11 protein-coding genes are annotated in these 16894 nt (G+C 40.6%); 3 read left to right on the top strand and 8 right to left on the bottom strand.

Translation table 11 applies throughout. The features are described from left to right. Positions 1–80 precede the first annotated feature (80 nt). On the top strand, positions 81–2570 hold the full coding sequence (locus tag PMAL9190_RS16490) for a GH92 family glycosyl hydrolase (RefSeq protein WP_235004375.1): 2490 nt from the start codon (positions 81–83) through the stop codon (positions 2568–2570). Positions 2571–2621: 51 nt separating this feature from the next. Here PMAL9190_RS16490 and PMAL9190_RS16485 read toward each other — a convergent pair whose 3' ends face one another. Next, the gene (locus PMAL9190_RS16485; protein ID WP_087846114.1) at positions 2622–3251 is read right to left on the bottom strand and encodes a hypothetical protein; all 630 of its coding nucleotides are present in this window, start codon (positions 3249–3251) and stop codon (positions 2622–2624) included. 656 nt (positions 3252–3907) lie between these two features. Between PMAL9190_RS16485 and PMAL9190_RS16480 the strand changes: the two genes are divergently transcribed. Beyond that, the gene (locus PMAL9190_RS16480; protein WP_087846113.1) at positions 3908–6370 is read left to right on the top strand and encodes a GH92 family glycosyl hydrolase; all 2463 of its coding nucleotides are present in this window, start codon (positions 3908–3910) and stop codon (positions 6368–6370) included. Between the two features lie 68 nt (positions 6371–6438). Here PMAL9190_RS16480 and PMAL9190_RS16475 read toward each other — a convergent pair whose 3' ends face one another. Further along, positions 6439–7269 carry a hypothetical protein gene (locus tag PMAL9190_RS16475; RefSeq protein WP_370738779.1) on the bottom strand — a complete coding sequence of 277 codons (831 nt, stop codon included), beginning with the start codon at positions 7267–7269 and terminating at the stop codon, positions 6439–6441. Between the two features lie 253 nt (positions 7270–7522). On the opposite strand from PMAL9190_RS16475, the gene PMAL9190_RS16470 reads away from it, so the two are divergent. Then, entirely contained in the window at positions 7523–7795 is a 273-nt protein-coding gene (locus tag PMAL9190_RS16470) for a hypothetical protein (protein ID WP_087846112.1), read from the top strand. Positions 7796–7880: 85 nt separating this feature from the next. On the opposite strand, the gene PMAL9190_RS16465 is transcribed toward PMAL9190_RS16470, so the two are convergent. From PMAL9190_RS16465 to PMAL9190_RS16440, 6 genes are all read right to left on the bottom strand, one after another. Continuing rightward, positions 7881–8807, bottom strand: coding sequence for a glycosylasparaginase (locus tag PMAL9190_RS16465; RefSeq protein ID WP_065168690.1), 927 nt, complete (start codon positions 8805–8807; stop codon positions 7881–7883). A 14-nt stretch (positions 8808–8821) separates the two neighbouring features. After that, positions 8822–10216, bottom strand: a complete 1395-nt coding sequence (locus tag PMAL9190_RS16460; protein ID WP_087846111.1) for a M17 family metallopeptidase — start codon at positions 10214–10216, stop codon at positions 8822–8824. Further along, entirely contained in the window at positions 10216–11238 is a 1023-nt protein-coding gene (locus PMAL9190_RS16455; RefSeq protein ID WP_087846110.1) for an ABC transporter permease, read from the bottom strand. The genes PMAL9190_RS16460 and PMAL9190_RS16455 overlap by 1 nt, the downstream gene beginning before the upstream one ends. Before the next feature lies 1 nt (position 11239). After that, the gene (locus PMAL9190_RS16450) at positions 11240–12226 is read right to left on the bottom strand and encodes an ABC transporter permease (RefSeq protein WP_087846109.1); all 987 of its coding nucleotides are present in this window, start codon (positions 12224–12226) and stop codon (positions 11240–11242) included. Positions 12227–12366: 140 nt separating this feature from the next. Further along, a complete protein-coding gene (locus PMAL9190_RS16445; protein ID WP_087846108.1) occupies positions 12367–14031 on the bottom strand; it encodes an ABC transporter substrate-binding protein in 1665 nt (554 codons plus the stop codon). Positions 14032–14316: 285 nt separating this feature from the next. Continuing rightward, positions 14317–16779, bottom strand: a complete 2463-nt coding sequence (locus tag PMAL9190_RS16440) for a beta-mannosidase (RefSeq protein WP_087846107.1) — start codon at positions 16777–16779, stop codon at positions 14317–14319. Between the last annotated feature and the right edge of the window lie 115 nt (positions 16780–16894).

Below are 16894 nucleotides of genomic sequence, written 5' to 3'. Positions count from 1 at the left end.
TTGATAATCCTGCCACAAACTTTTCACTGTAGTTCTAAATATAACAATCTACAGTCAACGTGATGAGCTAGGGAATGGATATGTCGACAATGAAAATATTGCCTTTGGCACTAATGGTCGCAGCAGCACTGACAGGGTGTAATGACGAGACCATCTATAACAATACTACTGTTGTGCCCGATAAAACGGCCCCTGAGATAGTGCTAACGGGTAATACTAAATTTGTCGATCCATTTATTGGTACTGGCTTTAATGGCCATACCTTTCCTGGTGCAGTGGTGCCTGAAGGCATGATTCAGTTGTCACCGGACACTGAGCTAATCGGTTGGCATTCTTCATCAGGTTATCATTACGATAAAGATACTTTATTTGGCTTTTCGCATACCCATTTAAGTGGCACTGGTATGGGCGGCTTAGGTGATATTCTGTTTTTACCGTTTACCGAAGATAATCAACACTACATTGAAGATAGTGATGATTACCGTAAAGCGATTGCGGTTAAAATGGATAAAACCTCCGAGCAGGCAGAAGTGGGTTATTACAGCGTTGAAATTGCCGATAATAATATTAAAGCAGAATTAACCGCATCTGAGCGGGTTGGTTTTCATCGTTATACTTATCCTCAAGGCGCTGATCAGAAATTAAAAATTGATTTAAATTCGATTTTAAACAGTGATTGGGGTTCGACTTCATTACGTAATCAATTAACGGTCAGTGAAGATGGCTATACCATCACCGGTGAAAGAGACGCGGCACATTTTTCTGGTTGGGCGAAAAATCAGAAAATATTCTTCCATGCGACCTTTGATAAAAAAATCAAAAATGTGGTTATCCTCGCTAACGGTAAACCAGTAGCAGGCTTAACCGCCGAGCATGTTTCAGAATTACAGCGTGATGATGCGGGTAAGCCGGTTAAGCGCATTAAAGCTGACGTTACTGCCTATGTTGAGTTTGAAGGCGGTGATACTCAGGTTGTTAATGCTGCCGTCGCAATCTCTGCTGTAAGTGCTGATGGCGCTAAAGCTAATCATGATGCTGAAGGGCAGCAATCGTTTGATGAAGCACGGATGGCAGCGGTGAAGAAATGGCAACGAGCATTAAATTTTGATGTTAAAGGCGGTACACCAGAGCAAAAAGAAATCTTTTATACTGCGCTCTACCATACAAAAATTGCGCCACAAGTACACCAAGACGTCACTGGTGAATTTAGAGGTATGGGAAAAGGTTCGATTCGTAACGGTGAGGGCAACTACGCGATTGCCTATGGTCAAGCGACACCGGAACAGCCTAATTTTTCAGTATATTCACTGTGGGATACCTTCCGTGCTTTACATCCATTAAAAACCATTACCGAGCCAGAGCGTGCAGTACAGTATGCTAAGAATATGGTTCAAAAATGGCAGGAGAGCGGCTTATTACCGAAGTGGGAACACTTAGGGGATGAGACGGGCACCATGATTGGTTATCCAGCGGTGGCGGTGATTGCCGATGCGATCACCAAATTCCCTGATGAATTTACCTTACAAGAAAAACAACAAGCACTGCAAGCCGCGGTTGAATCGTCTACTTATGACAACCATGCAACATTAGCACAAGAGTGGGATCTTGATGTTTTAAAACGCGTGTTACCTGATGCAATCAAGTTTTCTCAACAGCGCAGTTTTGTGCCTGTAACGAATGAAAATGCTGAAAATATTAAAGAATCTGTATCTTATGGCTTAGAAAATGCGTTTTATGATTGGGCGATTGCGCAAATAGCGAAAGCGGCAGGTAATACAGAGCTAGAGCAACAATATCTAGCGCGTTCACAAGTATTTAAGCGCTACTTTGATAACAATTCAATTGAGTATGCAGAGCATGGTGTAACTGGATTTATGCGGCCGTTAACCATTGACGGTGATTTTCTTACTCCGTTTGACCCGTATAAAACCGCGCATGAGTCTGGCCCTTATGCTGAAGGTAATGCCTGGCAGTGGACATGGTTTGTGCCGCACGATATTAAAGGGCTACAAGATCAAATGGGCGGGCAGGAAGCGTTTGCTAAAAACTTGGATGCAACCTTTACCGCGGGTAGTGAAGGCACAGAAACCGCAGATATGTCAGGCATGATTGGTCAGGTTGCGTTTGGTAATGAGCCTTCACACCATATTCCATACCTTTATAATTGGACTGCTGAGCCTTGGAAAACCCAAGAGGTGGTCGATTATATTTTAGATGAAATGTACTTTGCAGCGCCTGCTGGCATTATTGGTAATGAAGATGTTGGTTCAATGTCGGCCTGGTATGTAATGTCGGCGATGGGTTTTTATCAAGTCAATGCCGCTGAGCCTGTTTATACCGTTGGTCGTCCATTATTTGATGAAGTGCGATTACCCGTAAAAGATGGTTTCTTTACCGTGAAAGCATTAAATAACGGCGATGATAATATGTACATTAAATCGGTTTCAATTAATGGTAAACCGTTAGATAACGGATTGTTCTTTAATCACGCTGAATTTAAAGTCGGTGGTGAACTAAAATTTGTGATGACAGCTGATAAATCACAAGCCATGCAAGTACCGATGAACTAGCTAACACGTTAAACAATAAGGGGGCTGATAGCCCCCTTATTGTATTAGTTTTTAATGATGATCATCATGGTCATGCTTGAGATAACTGATAACGTAATTTATGGTGGCATAAAACATTAAGCAATAACCCAATAATTCAGAACTTTCTTCAGCAATATTTTTTACGATACGATGATAATCATTACCTAAAATCATCTGCCACATATCACCCATGCCAAATAAGCGAGAGTAAACTAAGGTTATACCTAAGCCTAAACATAAAATAGGGAAGTAGCTATTACTCATAAATTCAGCTAAAGCTGATAGGGTCTTTTTAGGTTGTAGGCCCGCATATATTAATGCCATGATGGCGATAACCGCTGCTGGATACACCCAAAAGCCATGAAAAACCAATTGGTCAAAAAACAGATCTAACTCTCTTATCAGCATGCAAGCAAAAAATCCCGCAATTAGAAAAGCACAGCGCTGGTAAATTATTTTCGTTAATCCTAAATAGAAAAATACCATCGTACAAATAAACAATAATAATTCTTGTGTATATTCTGTTAATGAATGTTCTGGAACGTTATCTTTTAAATAAAGAACATCATAATCAATAACAGCAATAGGTATTGTTAGTATTATAGCTAGAATAATAAAATTAATAAGTTTTGAAATAATTATATTAATATCTGAACGCATCTTGTTACCGCTATTATCAATATGGAGTTTAATTTTCTTGGATATTTATTGCGGCTAAGCATAAAGAAAAGTAGCCTCTCATTGCAATCTTGATTTTATAGCACTTAGTATTTATTTAGGTGATGAATGTGTATTTGTTTTAATATTTACGCTAAATTATATGCCGAATATTAGTATGAAACGTGTTGATATTTATGACCGTATTTTTTTTGGTAGTATTTGATATTATTTGTTTTTTAGCGTTAGTTTTAATATTGATATAGTATTTATAGATAAATAACAACAAAGAGATTATTACTTATCAGTAACAATGATTTTATAATAAGTTCGCAATTGATAACTTGGGTCAATTTGTTTTTTGAGTTAAATTTAACCCGCAAAGTCTGTTTTATTTTTTATATTCTATAAATTATATTTTTATTTTCCTATTAACAACAATGAAAATTATATCTTTATTGGGGCGTGGTTATAAAAAATAGTGTTCTTATGATGATTGAAGCAATATCACTAAAATAAACTTTAGCGATAAAAGTCCAGTAAATGTAGTATTTTGCTACTACCTTAAAATATGGTTTGTTCTTATTATCGATTAATAGCAAGTTGGTTGGGTATTTATTCCTACGCTTCCCCATAATAAATAATATAGGTCGATAATAATGATAAATAAGCTGAGTCCAGTGGCACTCTCTATTGCATTAGCGATGGGATTAAGTGGCTGTAATTCTGATAATTCAACAGTCTCTACAGATAAAGCAACTCAAGTTTCAGACGTATATTTACAATATGTAAATCCTTTTATTGGCACTGGTGCTGATGGCCATACTTTCCCTGGGGCGGTGTTCCCATCGGGAATGGTACAATTAAGCCCTGATACTGAAATGGAAGGTTGGGGATCAGCAGCGGGTTATTTTGATCATGGACAACAACAAGATATTCCTGTTTATGGTTTTTCTCATACCCATTTAAGTGGAACCGGTATTACTGATCTTGGTGATATTTTAGTATTACCGTTTACTGAAAAAAATAATGCGACTTACAATACTTTTGATAAAGCTAATGAAACGGCAGAGGCTGGTTATTATGCGGTTGAGTTAAATCGTGGTGAGATTAAAGCTGAACTGACGACCACTGCGCGTGTGGGTTATCATAAATATACCTTCGCTAAAGGTAGCACACCATTTATTAAATTTGATTTAGACCACACCTTAAATAAGAGTTGGGGTAACCGCACCACCGTTGGTAACCTTGAAATTATTGATGAATATACTGTTCGCGGTCAGCGTAGTTCTGATGGTTGGGCAAATAACCAACATATTTATTTTTATGCCAAATTTAATCAGCCAATTGTAAAAGCAACCGCATTAATTGACGGTGTTGAAACCAGCGTTAAATTAAATCATGATAATATTGAAGCGGTTAAAACTATTGCTTATTTAGAGTTTGCGCCAACAGATCAGCCTCTAGAATTAAAAGTAGGCCTTTCTCCTACAGGTATTGAAGGCGCAGAAAATAACCTTAATACCGAAGTGCCTGATTGGGGCTTTGATAGAGTGTTAGCGCAATCTCAACAGGCATGGCATAACGAGTTAGCCAAGGTTGAAGTTGAGGGCGGGACTGAAGATCAAAAGCAGATTTTCTATACCGCGATGTACCATGCTTCGATTGCACCGATGATTTTCCAAGATGTTGATGGTAAATATCGCGCTATGCGTACTCAAGAAATAAAAGAAGCGGGTGATACACCGAATTATTCAGTGTATTCAATGTGGGACACTTTCCGTGCTTTCCATCCGTTACAAACTATTATTAATCCGCAACGTGCAACAGAATATGCTAATGACTTGATTCGTAAGTATAAAGATGGTGGTATTTTACCTAAATGGGAGCTGCAAGGCCATTATACGGGGACGATGATTGGCTTCCCGGCTATTTCTATTATTGCTGATGCAATGGCAAAAGATTTACATGTTGATGCTCAAGATGCGTTAGAAGCGGCTGAATTTACCGCGCGTTATCATGAAAAAAGCGAATTTCCTGATTGGACCGAAGATCAAAATACTGGTGCTGCAAATGTGGTGCAAGTAAAAGTCTATGAAGAAAATGGCTTTGTTCATCATGGTTACTGGAACTCAGCGTCTTATACTTTAGAGTTTGCTTATGGCGATTGGGCGGTATCTGAAATTGCCCGTATGGCGGGTGATACCAAACTGCAGAATGAGTTTTTAGTGCGTGCTGATAATTGGTTGCATCACTGGGATAAAGAAACGAGTTTCTTACGACCAAAGAACCATCCATTAAGTGTTAGTCCGAATAAACCCGCATCACAATTTAATCAGCCTATTGATGAGTCACGTAAAGATGAATGCGTAATGGTTGATGTGGTACAAAATAATGGTAGCAGTAAAGAGATGGAACAATGCCCATTATTGCCATTTGACCCATATTTTGTTGATGAATTTGCCTTTACTGAAGGTAATGCATGGCAGTGGAAATTCCAGCCGATGCATGATTTTGAGCGCCTAAAACAAGTAATCTATGACGCTGATATAGCTAATAATAAAGAAACAACACCAGAAAAAGCATTCCGTGAAGATTTAGATGAGTTGTTTACTGCCCGTTCTTCAAATACTGGTGAAGAGCTGCCTGATCTAACTGGTTATATTGGTCAATATATGCATGGTAATGAGCCTTCGCATCATATTCCATACTTATACAATTTGACTGACGAGCCATGGAAAGCACAAGAGTATTTAGATCAGATCATGAATCAGTTTTACACCACTGAGCCGACAGGTTTGATTGGTAACGAAGATGTAGGACAAATGTCGGCATGGTACATCATGAGTGCCTTGGGCTTTTATCAAGTAACGCCAGCGGATCCGACTTATTCAATCGGGCGTCCATTGTTTGATAAGGCGTCAATTGATGTCAAAGGCGGTGAATTTACCATTGTGGCTGATAATAATAGTCCGGTGAATAAATACATTCAGTCAGTTACCATCAACGGCCAAGAGTTAGGTGCTAACTTAACCTTTAAGCACAGCGATATTAAAGCAGGTGGTGAGTTACGGTTTGTAATGACAGGCGATAAAAAGCAAGCACTGCAGGCAAGTTTTTAATTAGTTATCGCGATATGTATTAACCAAAGCGTGCTCTGAGTTACTCAGAGCACGCTTTTTTTTGTTATTTATTGGTCTGCTGAACGGTCTAATCCAAAATGATCATCACAAGTGGTTTGGCTGGGTTGGTTAGTATTATCGTAACCGCAGTAATCGGTCTCAAGAATATTGTATTCAGCACGTGCTGCGGCGAGTAATTGAAAGAACTCGGCTTCGGTGACTTTTCGCTCGCGATAATAGCTGGCGTAAGTTGGGTTACCGTTGAAAAAGCCTTGGGCGGTGCGAACGCGAGTATCGTTTGGCGGTAAGGTTGTTAATTGGTTTTGCATGATACCGCCATCAGGCATTCGTACTTGGTAAAGAACAGTATCATCGCCAATCAAGGTGGTATGAGTATCTAACGTCATACCAAAAGATTCAAACGGGCCAGCAAGGTTACCATTACAATCAGTGGCTTGTTGATCGGCACTAAAGATCTTCTCATTACCATTAATACCACAGATACCATTGCCTAATGCCATGGTTGTCTCATCACATAACTCTGCTTTTTTGGGGGGGTATAAAAACACATTGCGCTGTTTTATGCTGTTTCCAATCACTTCTAAATGAATAAAGCCTTGGTAATTATCATATTGATATGGCCAGCGACTAGAAACTTGAGGTGTACCATCGGCACCAAGCAAAGTGTAATCCCCGACCCAGTAACCGTTCTCTCGTTGCCACGGGGTAAAATCCAGTAATTGTACGTTATCAAGATCACAGTCATCGTTCGTGACGGCTAACACGGGCTCTGATTCATCTGTCGTTGTTGTGCTATTAGTATTATCGTCATTACAGCCACTGAGTAGCGATACACTGACGCATAGAAATGTTGGTAACAGATACTGAGACATAGGCATAAGCTGATCTTTGTTGTAGGAATAATATAAAAACCTAGCCAATTTAGACAGTTATCAATGACTTATTTTTAAGAATCCGTTGTTGATTATTGTTTTACGGCTCACTTTGTTACAACTTCTTATCTTTCATACAAATTGAAACATATTGCTGATATTTAAAAGAAACCAGAGCGGGTATATTTTATTGCAGCACCTTTTTCTATTCCCATTTTCACGGTTGTTGATGTTTTCAATCGTTTCAAGGACAACAACAATGACAACGTTTACGTTAACTATTACGCATGGTTTATCTCATCATCCTGATGTAGAACGCAAGACAACCAACCCTCGCCAAGCGCTGCGTTTTTTAGATCGCGAAGTGTCACCGTATACGCGTAGTTTTACAAAAATTATCTCGGTAGATAATAAGCAGTATGTAAAAAGTGTGGCAGAAGATGATAGCCAAGCATTTCGTGATGATTATGTGCCGCATAATCAGTTAGATCTTTTGTGGCAAAGAGTGTGGGGATTTATCGTTAATAAATGAAAATGATAACTGTAACAACCGCCATATAATCACACCCTGCGAGTGAGTTCCCGCAGGGTGTGATTGGTTTTGGAGTACGCTATTATTATTTGGTCATGATCACTTCAGCTTGGCGCTCTTCTGGTTTATCCATGCCTGTTTGCCATAGCCAGTAAGTAATATTTCCCGGACAATTTAAGCTCACTACTTTGTGATTACCGTGGCAATCTATCGCATGAATAGTAACCCCTTCGGTATAGCCATCTTTAAGGTAATCGAGATCACGAATCGCTTCATAGACGGCTTCATCCAATGTCATTCCCATCTTCATGTATAACACTACCGCATGAGCGGTTGAGCAACGAATACTCATTTCTCCGGTGTGAGTACAAGCGCATGCGCCATAACGGCTATCAGCATACGATCCAGCACCAATAATTGGACTATCACCTAAACGACCAGGGTATTTCCATGCCCAGCCCGAAGTAGAGGTTGCTGCGGTAATTTTACGGTTAATATCACTGCTTAAAAAAACCGTCGTATCACGTACACGTTCAGGATCGGTAGCATTGTTAGACAGTGGCGCGAGTGGCACATTAGGAAATGCCGCTTGTTGCTCAGGTGTCATCGCTTGTTCTAGCTTCTCCCACCATACTTGCTTTGAATCTTCGATAAGGTTATTACCTGCAACCGCATCGATTTCATTGGCAAAAATAGCTGCACCTTCACCGACTAATATCTCATGGTTGAGATCTGTCATGACTTTATAGGCGACTTCAATCGGGTGGATGTAGCCTTTTAATGCGCCAACGGCACCAGTACGTAAACTATCCCCATCCATTACTGAGGCGTCGAGTTCCATTTCACCGAGTACATTTGGCCAGCCGCCGTAACCGACAGTACGTACGCGTGGATCCAACTCAACCAACTTAATGCCTTCAACTAATGCGCGTAAGCCTTCTTCACCCGCTTGTAGCCGACGTGCTGATGCTTCAATACCTGGGTAGGCTTCTGAATTTGCTAATAAGATCATGGTTAACTTCCTTGTTATTGGTGCAACTGATCTTGCAAGATCAACTGTTGGCAGAGTTCGGTTAATAATAGTGTGCCAAAGCCTGTGGTGGCTTTGGCGTAAATCTTACGGTGAGTCATAAATGACATTGCTGCTGAATCAATGTGGATCCATTTTTGATTGGGTTCGATAAAGTGCGATAGAAAGGTCGCTGCCACGCATGGACTGCCATCAGGCTCTTCACTACCATGGCGAAGATCAGCAAAGTCGCTGTCTAACGCGGTGCTAAACATGTCACCACTAGGCATTGGCCATAATGGCTCTGAACATGCGTGACCTGCAGCCGTAGCACAAGCAATTAAATCATCGTTATTACCCATTAATGAGGCAAAAGCTTTGCCTAGCGCAATACCTGTGCCACCGGTTAAGGTTGCAATATCGACTAAATAATCAGGTTGATAGTGCTGCTGGGCATAGTGGAGCACATCAGCTAATACCATCCGTCCTTCCGCATCAGTGGTAATGATTTCGACACTGGTTTTATTGCGCATGGTGACCACATCACCAGGTTTAATTGCTTTGCCTGATGGCATGTTTTCCACTAAGCCACATAAGCCAATCACACGAATCGGTAGTTGCAGTTGGGCGATAGCATTGAGTGCACCGACAACCGCTGCTGCGCCACCCATATCCACTTTCATGGTGCTCATATAACGTGGTTGTTTAATACTAATGCCGCCAGAATCAAACGTAACCCCTTTACCCACTAATGCCACCGTGAATTGAGGGTTTTGTGGGTGATAATCAAGGCACAATAACCGTGCTTCCCGATCACTACCTTGAGCAATGCTCATTAAGCCGCCAAAACCTTGTTCAAGCATCATTGCATCATCAAGGTAAGATAATTCAATGTTATTGATCGCTAATGCTTCTACAGCTTCGACAAAAGATTGTGGATAAATAACATTGCCAGGTTTGTTGATTAACTCACGTGCGATAAGCTGGCTTTGTGCCAGAATTTTACCGTTATCAAATGCACTAATTTCGTCGATTGTGGCGTTAAGTAGCGTAAAATCTGCCATTGTTGGAGCTAACAGCGGGCTATCGCTATGGTGATAACGATAGTTGGATAACGCCAGACCAAAAGATAACCATTTGAGCCACTGCTGGTGGTTATATTGGTTTGCAATCGTGTCATCAATGCACAGTTGTAACGTTGTCGCTTGAGTAAATGTGGTTGCGATCAAATAGCCAATATCTTGAATATCTGCCACGCTCAATGTCGATTTACTGATCTCGGCATTAAAATCACTCACATCTTGGTTGAGCGTTAATTGTTTATTCGTTTTTGATGTTAGGTAAATAGTACGGGTTAATTGATCGCAGTGTTGAGTACGAGCAAAAGTAAAGGTTAATAAGCTGCTATTCATTATCTTGTTCCGCCATCAGTAACAGGGTGAGGCATTTCAGTTTGAGTGGCTATTAGGGTTTCATCACTACGTTGTTGCCAGCGGCGCATGCCTTTGTGTGAACGTAATTGTGGGTTGGCAATTTCATCAACGGCAAAGTTTAATAACGATAATCCGATGGCAATAAAGATTAATGCTAGACATGGCGCGAGAATTTCCCACCATGCGCCAATCAACATCGACGAAGAGGTTTGAACGTTATATAGCATCACGCCCCAACTGATTGCATTAGGATCGCCAAGACCAAGGAACGATAAACTCGCTTCGGTCATGATTGCCAACAGGACACAGCCAATAAAGCTGGCACCGACAATCGACATGAGGTTAGGTAAGATCTCTACCGCAATGATTCGCCAAGGTGACTCACCTAACACTTCTGCCGCACGAATAAACTCTTTTTCGCGGAGGGATAAGGTTTGCGAGCGTACCACGCGCGCGCCCCATGCCCATGAGGTGATGGCTATAACAATCGCTATCGTAAATGGCCCAGCTTGACCAATAAACGCCGCAATAATAAACAGCAACGGTAATTGGGGGATCACCAGCATGATGTTCATGGCCGCAGTTAGAATTTCATCGACTTTGCCGCCAAAATACCCTGCAGAAACACCAATTAAGGTTGCCAGAAAACACACTAAAACGCCGGCACCTAAACCAACTGCAAGCGATGTGCGGGCACCGTAGATTAATTGAGACCATACATCACGTCCCATACGAGTCGTGCCGAGAATATGGTCGGCTTTTTTGGACATCAGTAGGGTGCGTTTATTGGTGGCTAAGTTTTTCGCGATCCAACCATCAGGATTGTTTTGAGCAGCTTTTACCACAAATGCAGGGTATTCATGCGGGTTGCCAGTCCCCCTATCTGGCGAATGGTTAGTGATCACTGGCGCAAACAGAGCCGCTAATCCAAACACCACTAAAATACATAGTCCTGTTAATGATTTAGGGTTACGAATTAATAATTGAATAATACCTTTCATGTTATCGATCTCCCTTACGTAGACGCGGATCTAACAGCACAATTAATAGATCGGCCATAAAGTTAAAGAACAACATAAATAAGGTCATCAGTAATAATTGTCCTTGAAGTACTTGGTAATCACGAGCGTGAATTGCATTTAACAATACCGTTCCAAGGCCGGGATAGTTAAAGATCATTTCAACAATTAACTGACCACTAATTGCGGTACCTAAAGCCATTGATAATGCAGTGACACTTGGTAGCATTGCATTACGAGCAGCGTAGTTAAAAATAACCCGATGTTCACTTAATCCTTTGGCTTTGGCCATGGTGATAAAGTCTTCGTTAAGCAAGTTGATCATGTTGTTACGCATGCTAATTAAAAAGCCACCGATTTGGCTGACAGTGGCACATAGCAAAGGTAGCGCGGCGTGATACATCACATCTTTATAAAACGCCCAGCTTGACCAATCAGGTGTGGTGCCTGAGGTGTACGCGTTACCCACTGGAAACCACTCTAAGCCAACGGCAAAGGTAAACATTACCAGCATCGCAATAACCACTGAGGGAATAGATTGGACTACCAGTGTGGTAGGTGAAATAAAGGTGTCGTAATAACTGCCACGACGCCAAGCGGCAAAAATGCCCATCACCGAACCTATGCAAAATGATAAAACAACCGCAGTTCCAGTTAAAAATAATGACCAGCCAATCGCACTACCAAGGAGATCATTTACCGATAATGGGTAGAATTTAATTGATGTTCCCCATTGACCAGTAAAAATATTGGCAAGATATGAAAAATATTGCTCGTATAAGGGGCCATCAACAAACCCCAGCAGTTTTTTCATTGCATCAATACGTTCTGGGCTAACATGTGAGGTTGCATTGGCAAACATCATTGTAACGGGATCACCCGGCATTGCCCTTGGTAATATAAAGTTTAATGTTGCTGCAAATATTAGTGCAACAAAATAGAATGATAAACGCCGAAAGAAAAATCCCATCGTATTTATTCCTAATAAAGATTTTTTAGAGACATGAAAATTAAAATGCTGCAGTTAAATAACAACAGCATTAATAAAAACATGTATTCATCACAGCTAAATAAATGCCGTAATCAAAAGATAACGGCATTATTTTTTTATTATGCTTTAGGTTTTAAATCTAGTACGTGTAATAAACGTTCAGGTACACCAGCCCATGCTAATGGACGCCCTTTAGGGTTTTCAGTGCTCCACCAACCAGTAAAACGGCTTTCATTAAACTGGTAGACATCAACCCCTGACATCACAGGAATAGTGATTTGGTTTTCAGCAATAATCTTTTGAATTTTATGTGCAATTTCTTTTTGTTGATCTTGGTTGGCTGTTTTATAGAAATTATCTAACAATTGATCAAGTTCAGCATTTTTAAAGAAGTGCATTGCAAAGCGCGGCATGTTCGCACCTTCTTGATAACGTGAATGATAAGCACTGTTCCAGTAACGGTATGGATCGGCACCGTTAAAGTAGTTGGTATAAGCCATATCATAAGTACCGTTAGTCATCGCTTGGTTATAAACCGCAAAGTCAGAGGTTTTGGCTTTAACATCGATACCCGCCATTTGTAACTGTTCAACCCCAAGTTGAACGGTATTATTAAAGTCAGTCCAACCTGTTGGTGATTGGATTGAAATTTCTATTTTTTTACCCGTTGGTGTTTCGACATAACCATCACCATCGATATCTTTAAAGCCGGCTTTTGCGAGTAATGCTTTGGCATTATCAATATTGTAAGTATTAAAGCCTTTGTATTTATTATAAATATCTTGATCTGCCCAGAATTCTAAGCCTTTGCCTAAGCCTGATGCATAATCATTAACGATGCCGTTACCGTAAAAAGCGACATCAATGATTTTTTGACGATCAATCGCCATCGAGAGCGCACGACGGAAATCAAGGGTGTTAATTGCTTCATTATTACCCGGATGTGGGGTTTTAAAGTTCATCATAAATGCTTGTGTACTTGCCGCTGGGTACCAGTATTTATGATTTGGATTACGTGCAGCATAAAGCGCATCAACATCAGGAATAAAAGCACTGGTCCAGTCGAGCTCTGACTTGATGATTTTGTTTAGTAGCTGATCGTTATTGGCAATTTGTGGCACGCGTAAACAATCGACTTCAAGGTTGTCGTTATCCCAGTAATTAGGGTTACGACACTGAACGTATAATTGTGGAGTAAAGGTATCTATTTCAGTGAAAGGACCTGAGCCAACAGGGTTTTCATTGGTAAATAACTCAGGTTTTTCAATGTCTTTCCAAATATGTTTCGGCACGATAGGAATCGAAGATATTTCAAAAGGAAGGTTAGAGTTCGCTTCAGTTAACTCAAAAATAACCTTGTTATCTTGTTGGCGAACGCTTTTGATCCAGCGATCCATACTTTTAGGATCAAGCTCTGGTTTGTCATGAATCAATTGGAATGAATACACCACATCTTCAGCGGTAAATGGCGTACCGTCAGACCATTTGACACCGTCACGAATCTCAAATGTGACTTGCATTAGATCGTCTGACATATAGTAATCTTTGGCTAATCGCATTACCGGCTTATTGCCATGCATTTGATTAAATACCACTAGCGGCTCATAAATAAAGTCAGTTGTGGTACGTAAATTGGTTGCGAGGTAAGGGTTAAAGTTACGTATCATGGTGGGATAAAAATCAGCCACAATCGTCAATTGATTTTTTTCCGTAGCAAAAGTCGTTGGAGAACATAATGCCGCCATTATTGCTAACGCGAGCGTATGCGCTTTATTTATGATCATGAAGATTCCTTGTTATAAATATAGGGTATCAATTCCGTATAAACATGATGAAACTGGAGTGTTTGTATTAATTACTATTATTTCTTTTTACAATAATTAACTTGAACATTGTCGCAAATGTTATTTTTTACTTTTATTATTTATTTAATCAAAGATGGACCTCATTTTTTATATTTAATGAGCCAATAGGAATAAAAAAATAATAAATAATAGCTGTAACAAGATACGCATATAATAATATGCGTATAGGTATTATTTTAAATAGTGGTTAGCTTAATTTATAAATTAATAACTGCCACGAAGGTGATATAAGGTTAAACTTTGTTTTAATGTCTCAAGATTACATTCACCTTTATAATAAATTCGCTGTTTATAACCACTAATATGGCTTGGTAATAAGGTAAAGCTACTATCACTAAAGCGACCTTGGCATTCAAGTTGTGGTTCAACAAATAATGCTGGATAGTCGCAGTCTAACTCTAACCAAATGGCATCGTTATCTTGGTGCCATTCAATAGTGATTGCTGGTTGTTGCAATTGTGCGTGTTTAAATAAACATGGGTAATGGTCATTTTCAGTCACGCTACCATCGGCACAAATTAAGCGTACGTGGTAAAAGACCTGTTTAGCAGCTGTGGTTGTTAACTGTTGATCAGATTGCCATAAAACTGTACTGCTATCAGGGGCTAATTGAGTGTCTAGATCCCAAGTTTCAAGCACATTGCCTTGCCAATCTACCTTGATCACCTTTCCGGTAATTGGCATTGGTTGATGATGGTCATTGACCACATGTAAGCATAATGGCTGTTGTGGCTGTTGAATAAATGTTGCCATTACAGGTGCAAAGAAGCGTTTAGCATGGTGATGCAGTTGTTTCCAGCGCCCGGTATATTCAATACTTGACCATGAACTCACTGGCCAACAATCATTCAGTTGCCAGTAGAGAATGCCACGACAATGTTGTTTATGTGCTCGCCAAAATTCAGACGCCGTTTTAATTGCTATTGCCTGTTGTACTTGGCTTAAATAGAGCATATTGGCAAAGCCAACGGGAAAACGGAAATAGCGGGTAAACATTTCAGTGATAATGCTATTACCGCGGCCGTTCTTTTGATGTTGTTCAAATGTTGGTGAAGTAACGTTCCAATCTTCATCATCAGCAAAGGTTTTTACCGTTGGTAAAGACGGCCATGATTGGTAACCAAACTCTGAACAAAAACGTGGTTTTACACTGTGATAAGCGTCAAATGATTTACCCGAGTGCCACACATCCCAAAAATGCATATCGCCACGGTTGTCATCGTGCCACGCATCACCAAAATCTAATTCACCATTACACGGCGAGCTGGCCCAAAAACGACGGCTTGGATCGTACTGTTCAACCACTTGTTGTAGCATGCGATTTAAACGATCGTAGTTGACCACGTACTTTTCACGATTGTGTTTAGATTCGTCATACCAACCAATTGCGCCAATGACTTCGTTATCACCACACCATAAAGCGAGGGCAGGGTGATCGGCTAAGCGTTTAACTTGGTCAACAATTTCTAATTCAACATCTGCCAGAAATTCAGGTGTCGATGGGTATAACGCGCAGGCAAACATCAGATCCTGCCACACTAATAAACCAAGCTCATCGCACAATTCATAAAAAATATCGTGCTCATACATGCCACCGCCCCAAACACGGATCATATTCATATTGGCTGCGACCGCATCTTCTAATAGTTGTCGATAACGTTCAGGCGTTTGGCGGCTCGGAAGGGCATCAAGGGGGATCCAATTAGCCCCTTTAGCGGTAATTGGATTACCATTAACCACAAATGTCATCGCACTGCCAATGGCATCGACTTGGGTATCTAAGCGTAATTCACGTAAACCGAGTTTTTTAGTGATGGTGTGATGGTTAAGGGTGACGGTTAATGGATATAGCGGTTGATCACCATAACCTGCTGGCCACCAACGCTGTGGTTCCGTGACAACAACAGCAAGGGTGACGGTTTGAGGCCCTTTAACTGCAGTATCAATTGCAATAGTGTGCACTTGCTTATCAAAGTTGATTTCAAGGGTTTGTGTGGTTTGTTCAACTAAGATGTCACAATCAATCGTCACTGTGACTTCACAATCTCCGTTGGCTAACCATGCTTGTTGGGTGCGCACATGCTGCAAGCGAGTGTTATAAATAGGGGTAAGTGTTAGTGAGTTATATATTCCGGTTGATAATAAACAAATGCCCCAATCCCAACCTGCATGACATTGGGTTTTACGAAGAGTATTTAGGTGTGGGATCTGATTATTGCCAACCGCCCATGGTACAGCAAAAGGTAATTTTTCGGCGCGGCGTTGGGCTTCGATATCATTACGGGCTAATGCAATGCTGATGTGGTTGGTCCCTAATTGCAGGTAGGGAAGGATATCAACGTGATAGCAGCGAAACATATTACTGCAGCTTAATACTTGGGTACCGTTAATGCAGATGCTCGCCATGGTATCGACAAACGATAAATTCAAATCTACTGCTGTTGCCTCGAGTAGATGGCTATCAACTGTAAACTCGCGAGTAAGTAACCATTCACTTTCTCCTACCCACTGAACTAAGGTTTCATTGCAGCCATAATAAGGCTGAGGTAATAACTCTGCGGCAATCAGGGCAGAGTGAACATCACCAGGTAAAGTGCACGTCGTATGAATATGAGAATGCTGAGGTGAAGTGAGCGTCCACTGACCATCTAATGAAATATGAGACACGTAATAATCCTTATTATTGTGTGAAAATGAAACAAGACGAAACACAATGAAATAGAAGTCTATTACGATATAAAGCTAATTAGCAGTGGATTAAGCATGCAATCACTGGACTTTT

Source organism: Photobacterium malacitanum (assembly GCF_900185615.1).
In the GTDB taxonomy this organism is placed as follows: Bacteria; Pseudomonadota; Gammaproteobacteria; order Enterobacterales; family Vibrionaceae; genus Photobacterium; species Photobacterium malacitanum.
Note: the sequence above shows the minus strand (reverse complement) of the source record. Positions and strands in the feature narration are given on the sequence as shown.

Coding starts and splice junctions, on each gene's coding strand:
- PMAL9190_RS16490 (WP_235004375.1), top strand. CDS start 81: ATGTCGACAATGAAAATATTGCCTTTGGCACTAATGGTCGCAGCAGCA.
- PMAL9190_RS16485 (WP_087846114.1), bottom strand. CDS start 3,251: ATGCGTTCAGATATTAATATAATTATTTCAAAACTTATTAATTTTATT.
- PMAL9190_RS16480 (WP_087846113.1), top strand. CDS start 3,908: ATGATAAATAAGCTGAGTCCAGTGGCACTCTCTATTGCATTAGCGATG.
- PMAL9190_RS16475 (WP_370738779.1), bottom strand. CDS start 7,269: ATGCCTATGTCTCAGTATCTGTTACCAACATTTCTATGCGTCAGTGTA.
- PMAL9190_RS16470 (WP_087846112.1), top strand. CDS start 7,523: ATGACAACGTTTACGTTAACTATTACGCATGGTTTATCTCATCATCCT.
- PMAL9190_RS16465 (WP_065168690.1), bottom strand. CDS start 8,807: ATGATCTTATTAGCAAATTCAGAAGCCTACCCAGGTATTGAAGCATCA.
- PMAL9190_RS16460 (WP_087846111.1), bottom strand. CDS start 10,216: ATGAATAGCAGCTTATTAACCTTTACTTTTGCTCGTACTCAACACTGC.
- PMAL9190_RS16455 (WP_087846110.1), bottom strand. CDS start 11,238: ATGAAAGGTATTATTCAATTATTAATTCGTAACCCTAAATCATTAACA.
- PMAL9190_RS16450 (WP_087846109.1), bottom strand. CDS start 12,226: ATGGGATTTTTCTTTCGGCGTTTATCATTCTATTTTGTTGCACTAATA.
- PMAL9190_RS16445 (WP_087846108.1), bottom strand. CDS start 14,031: ATGATCATAAATAAAGCGCATACGCTCGCGTTAGCAATAATGGCGGCA.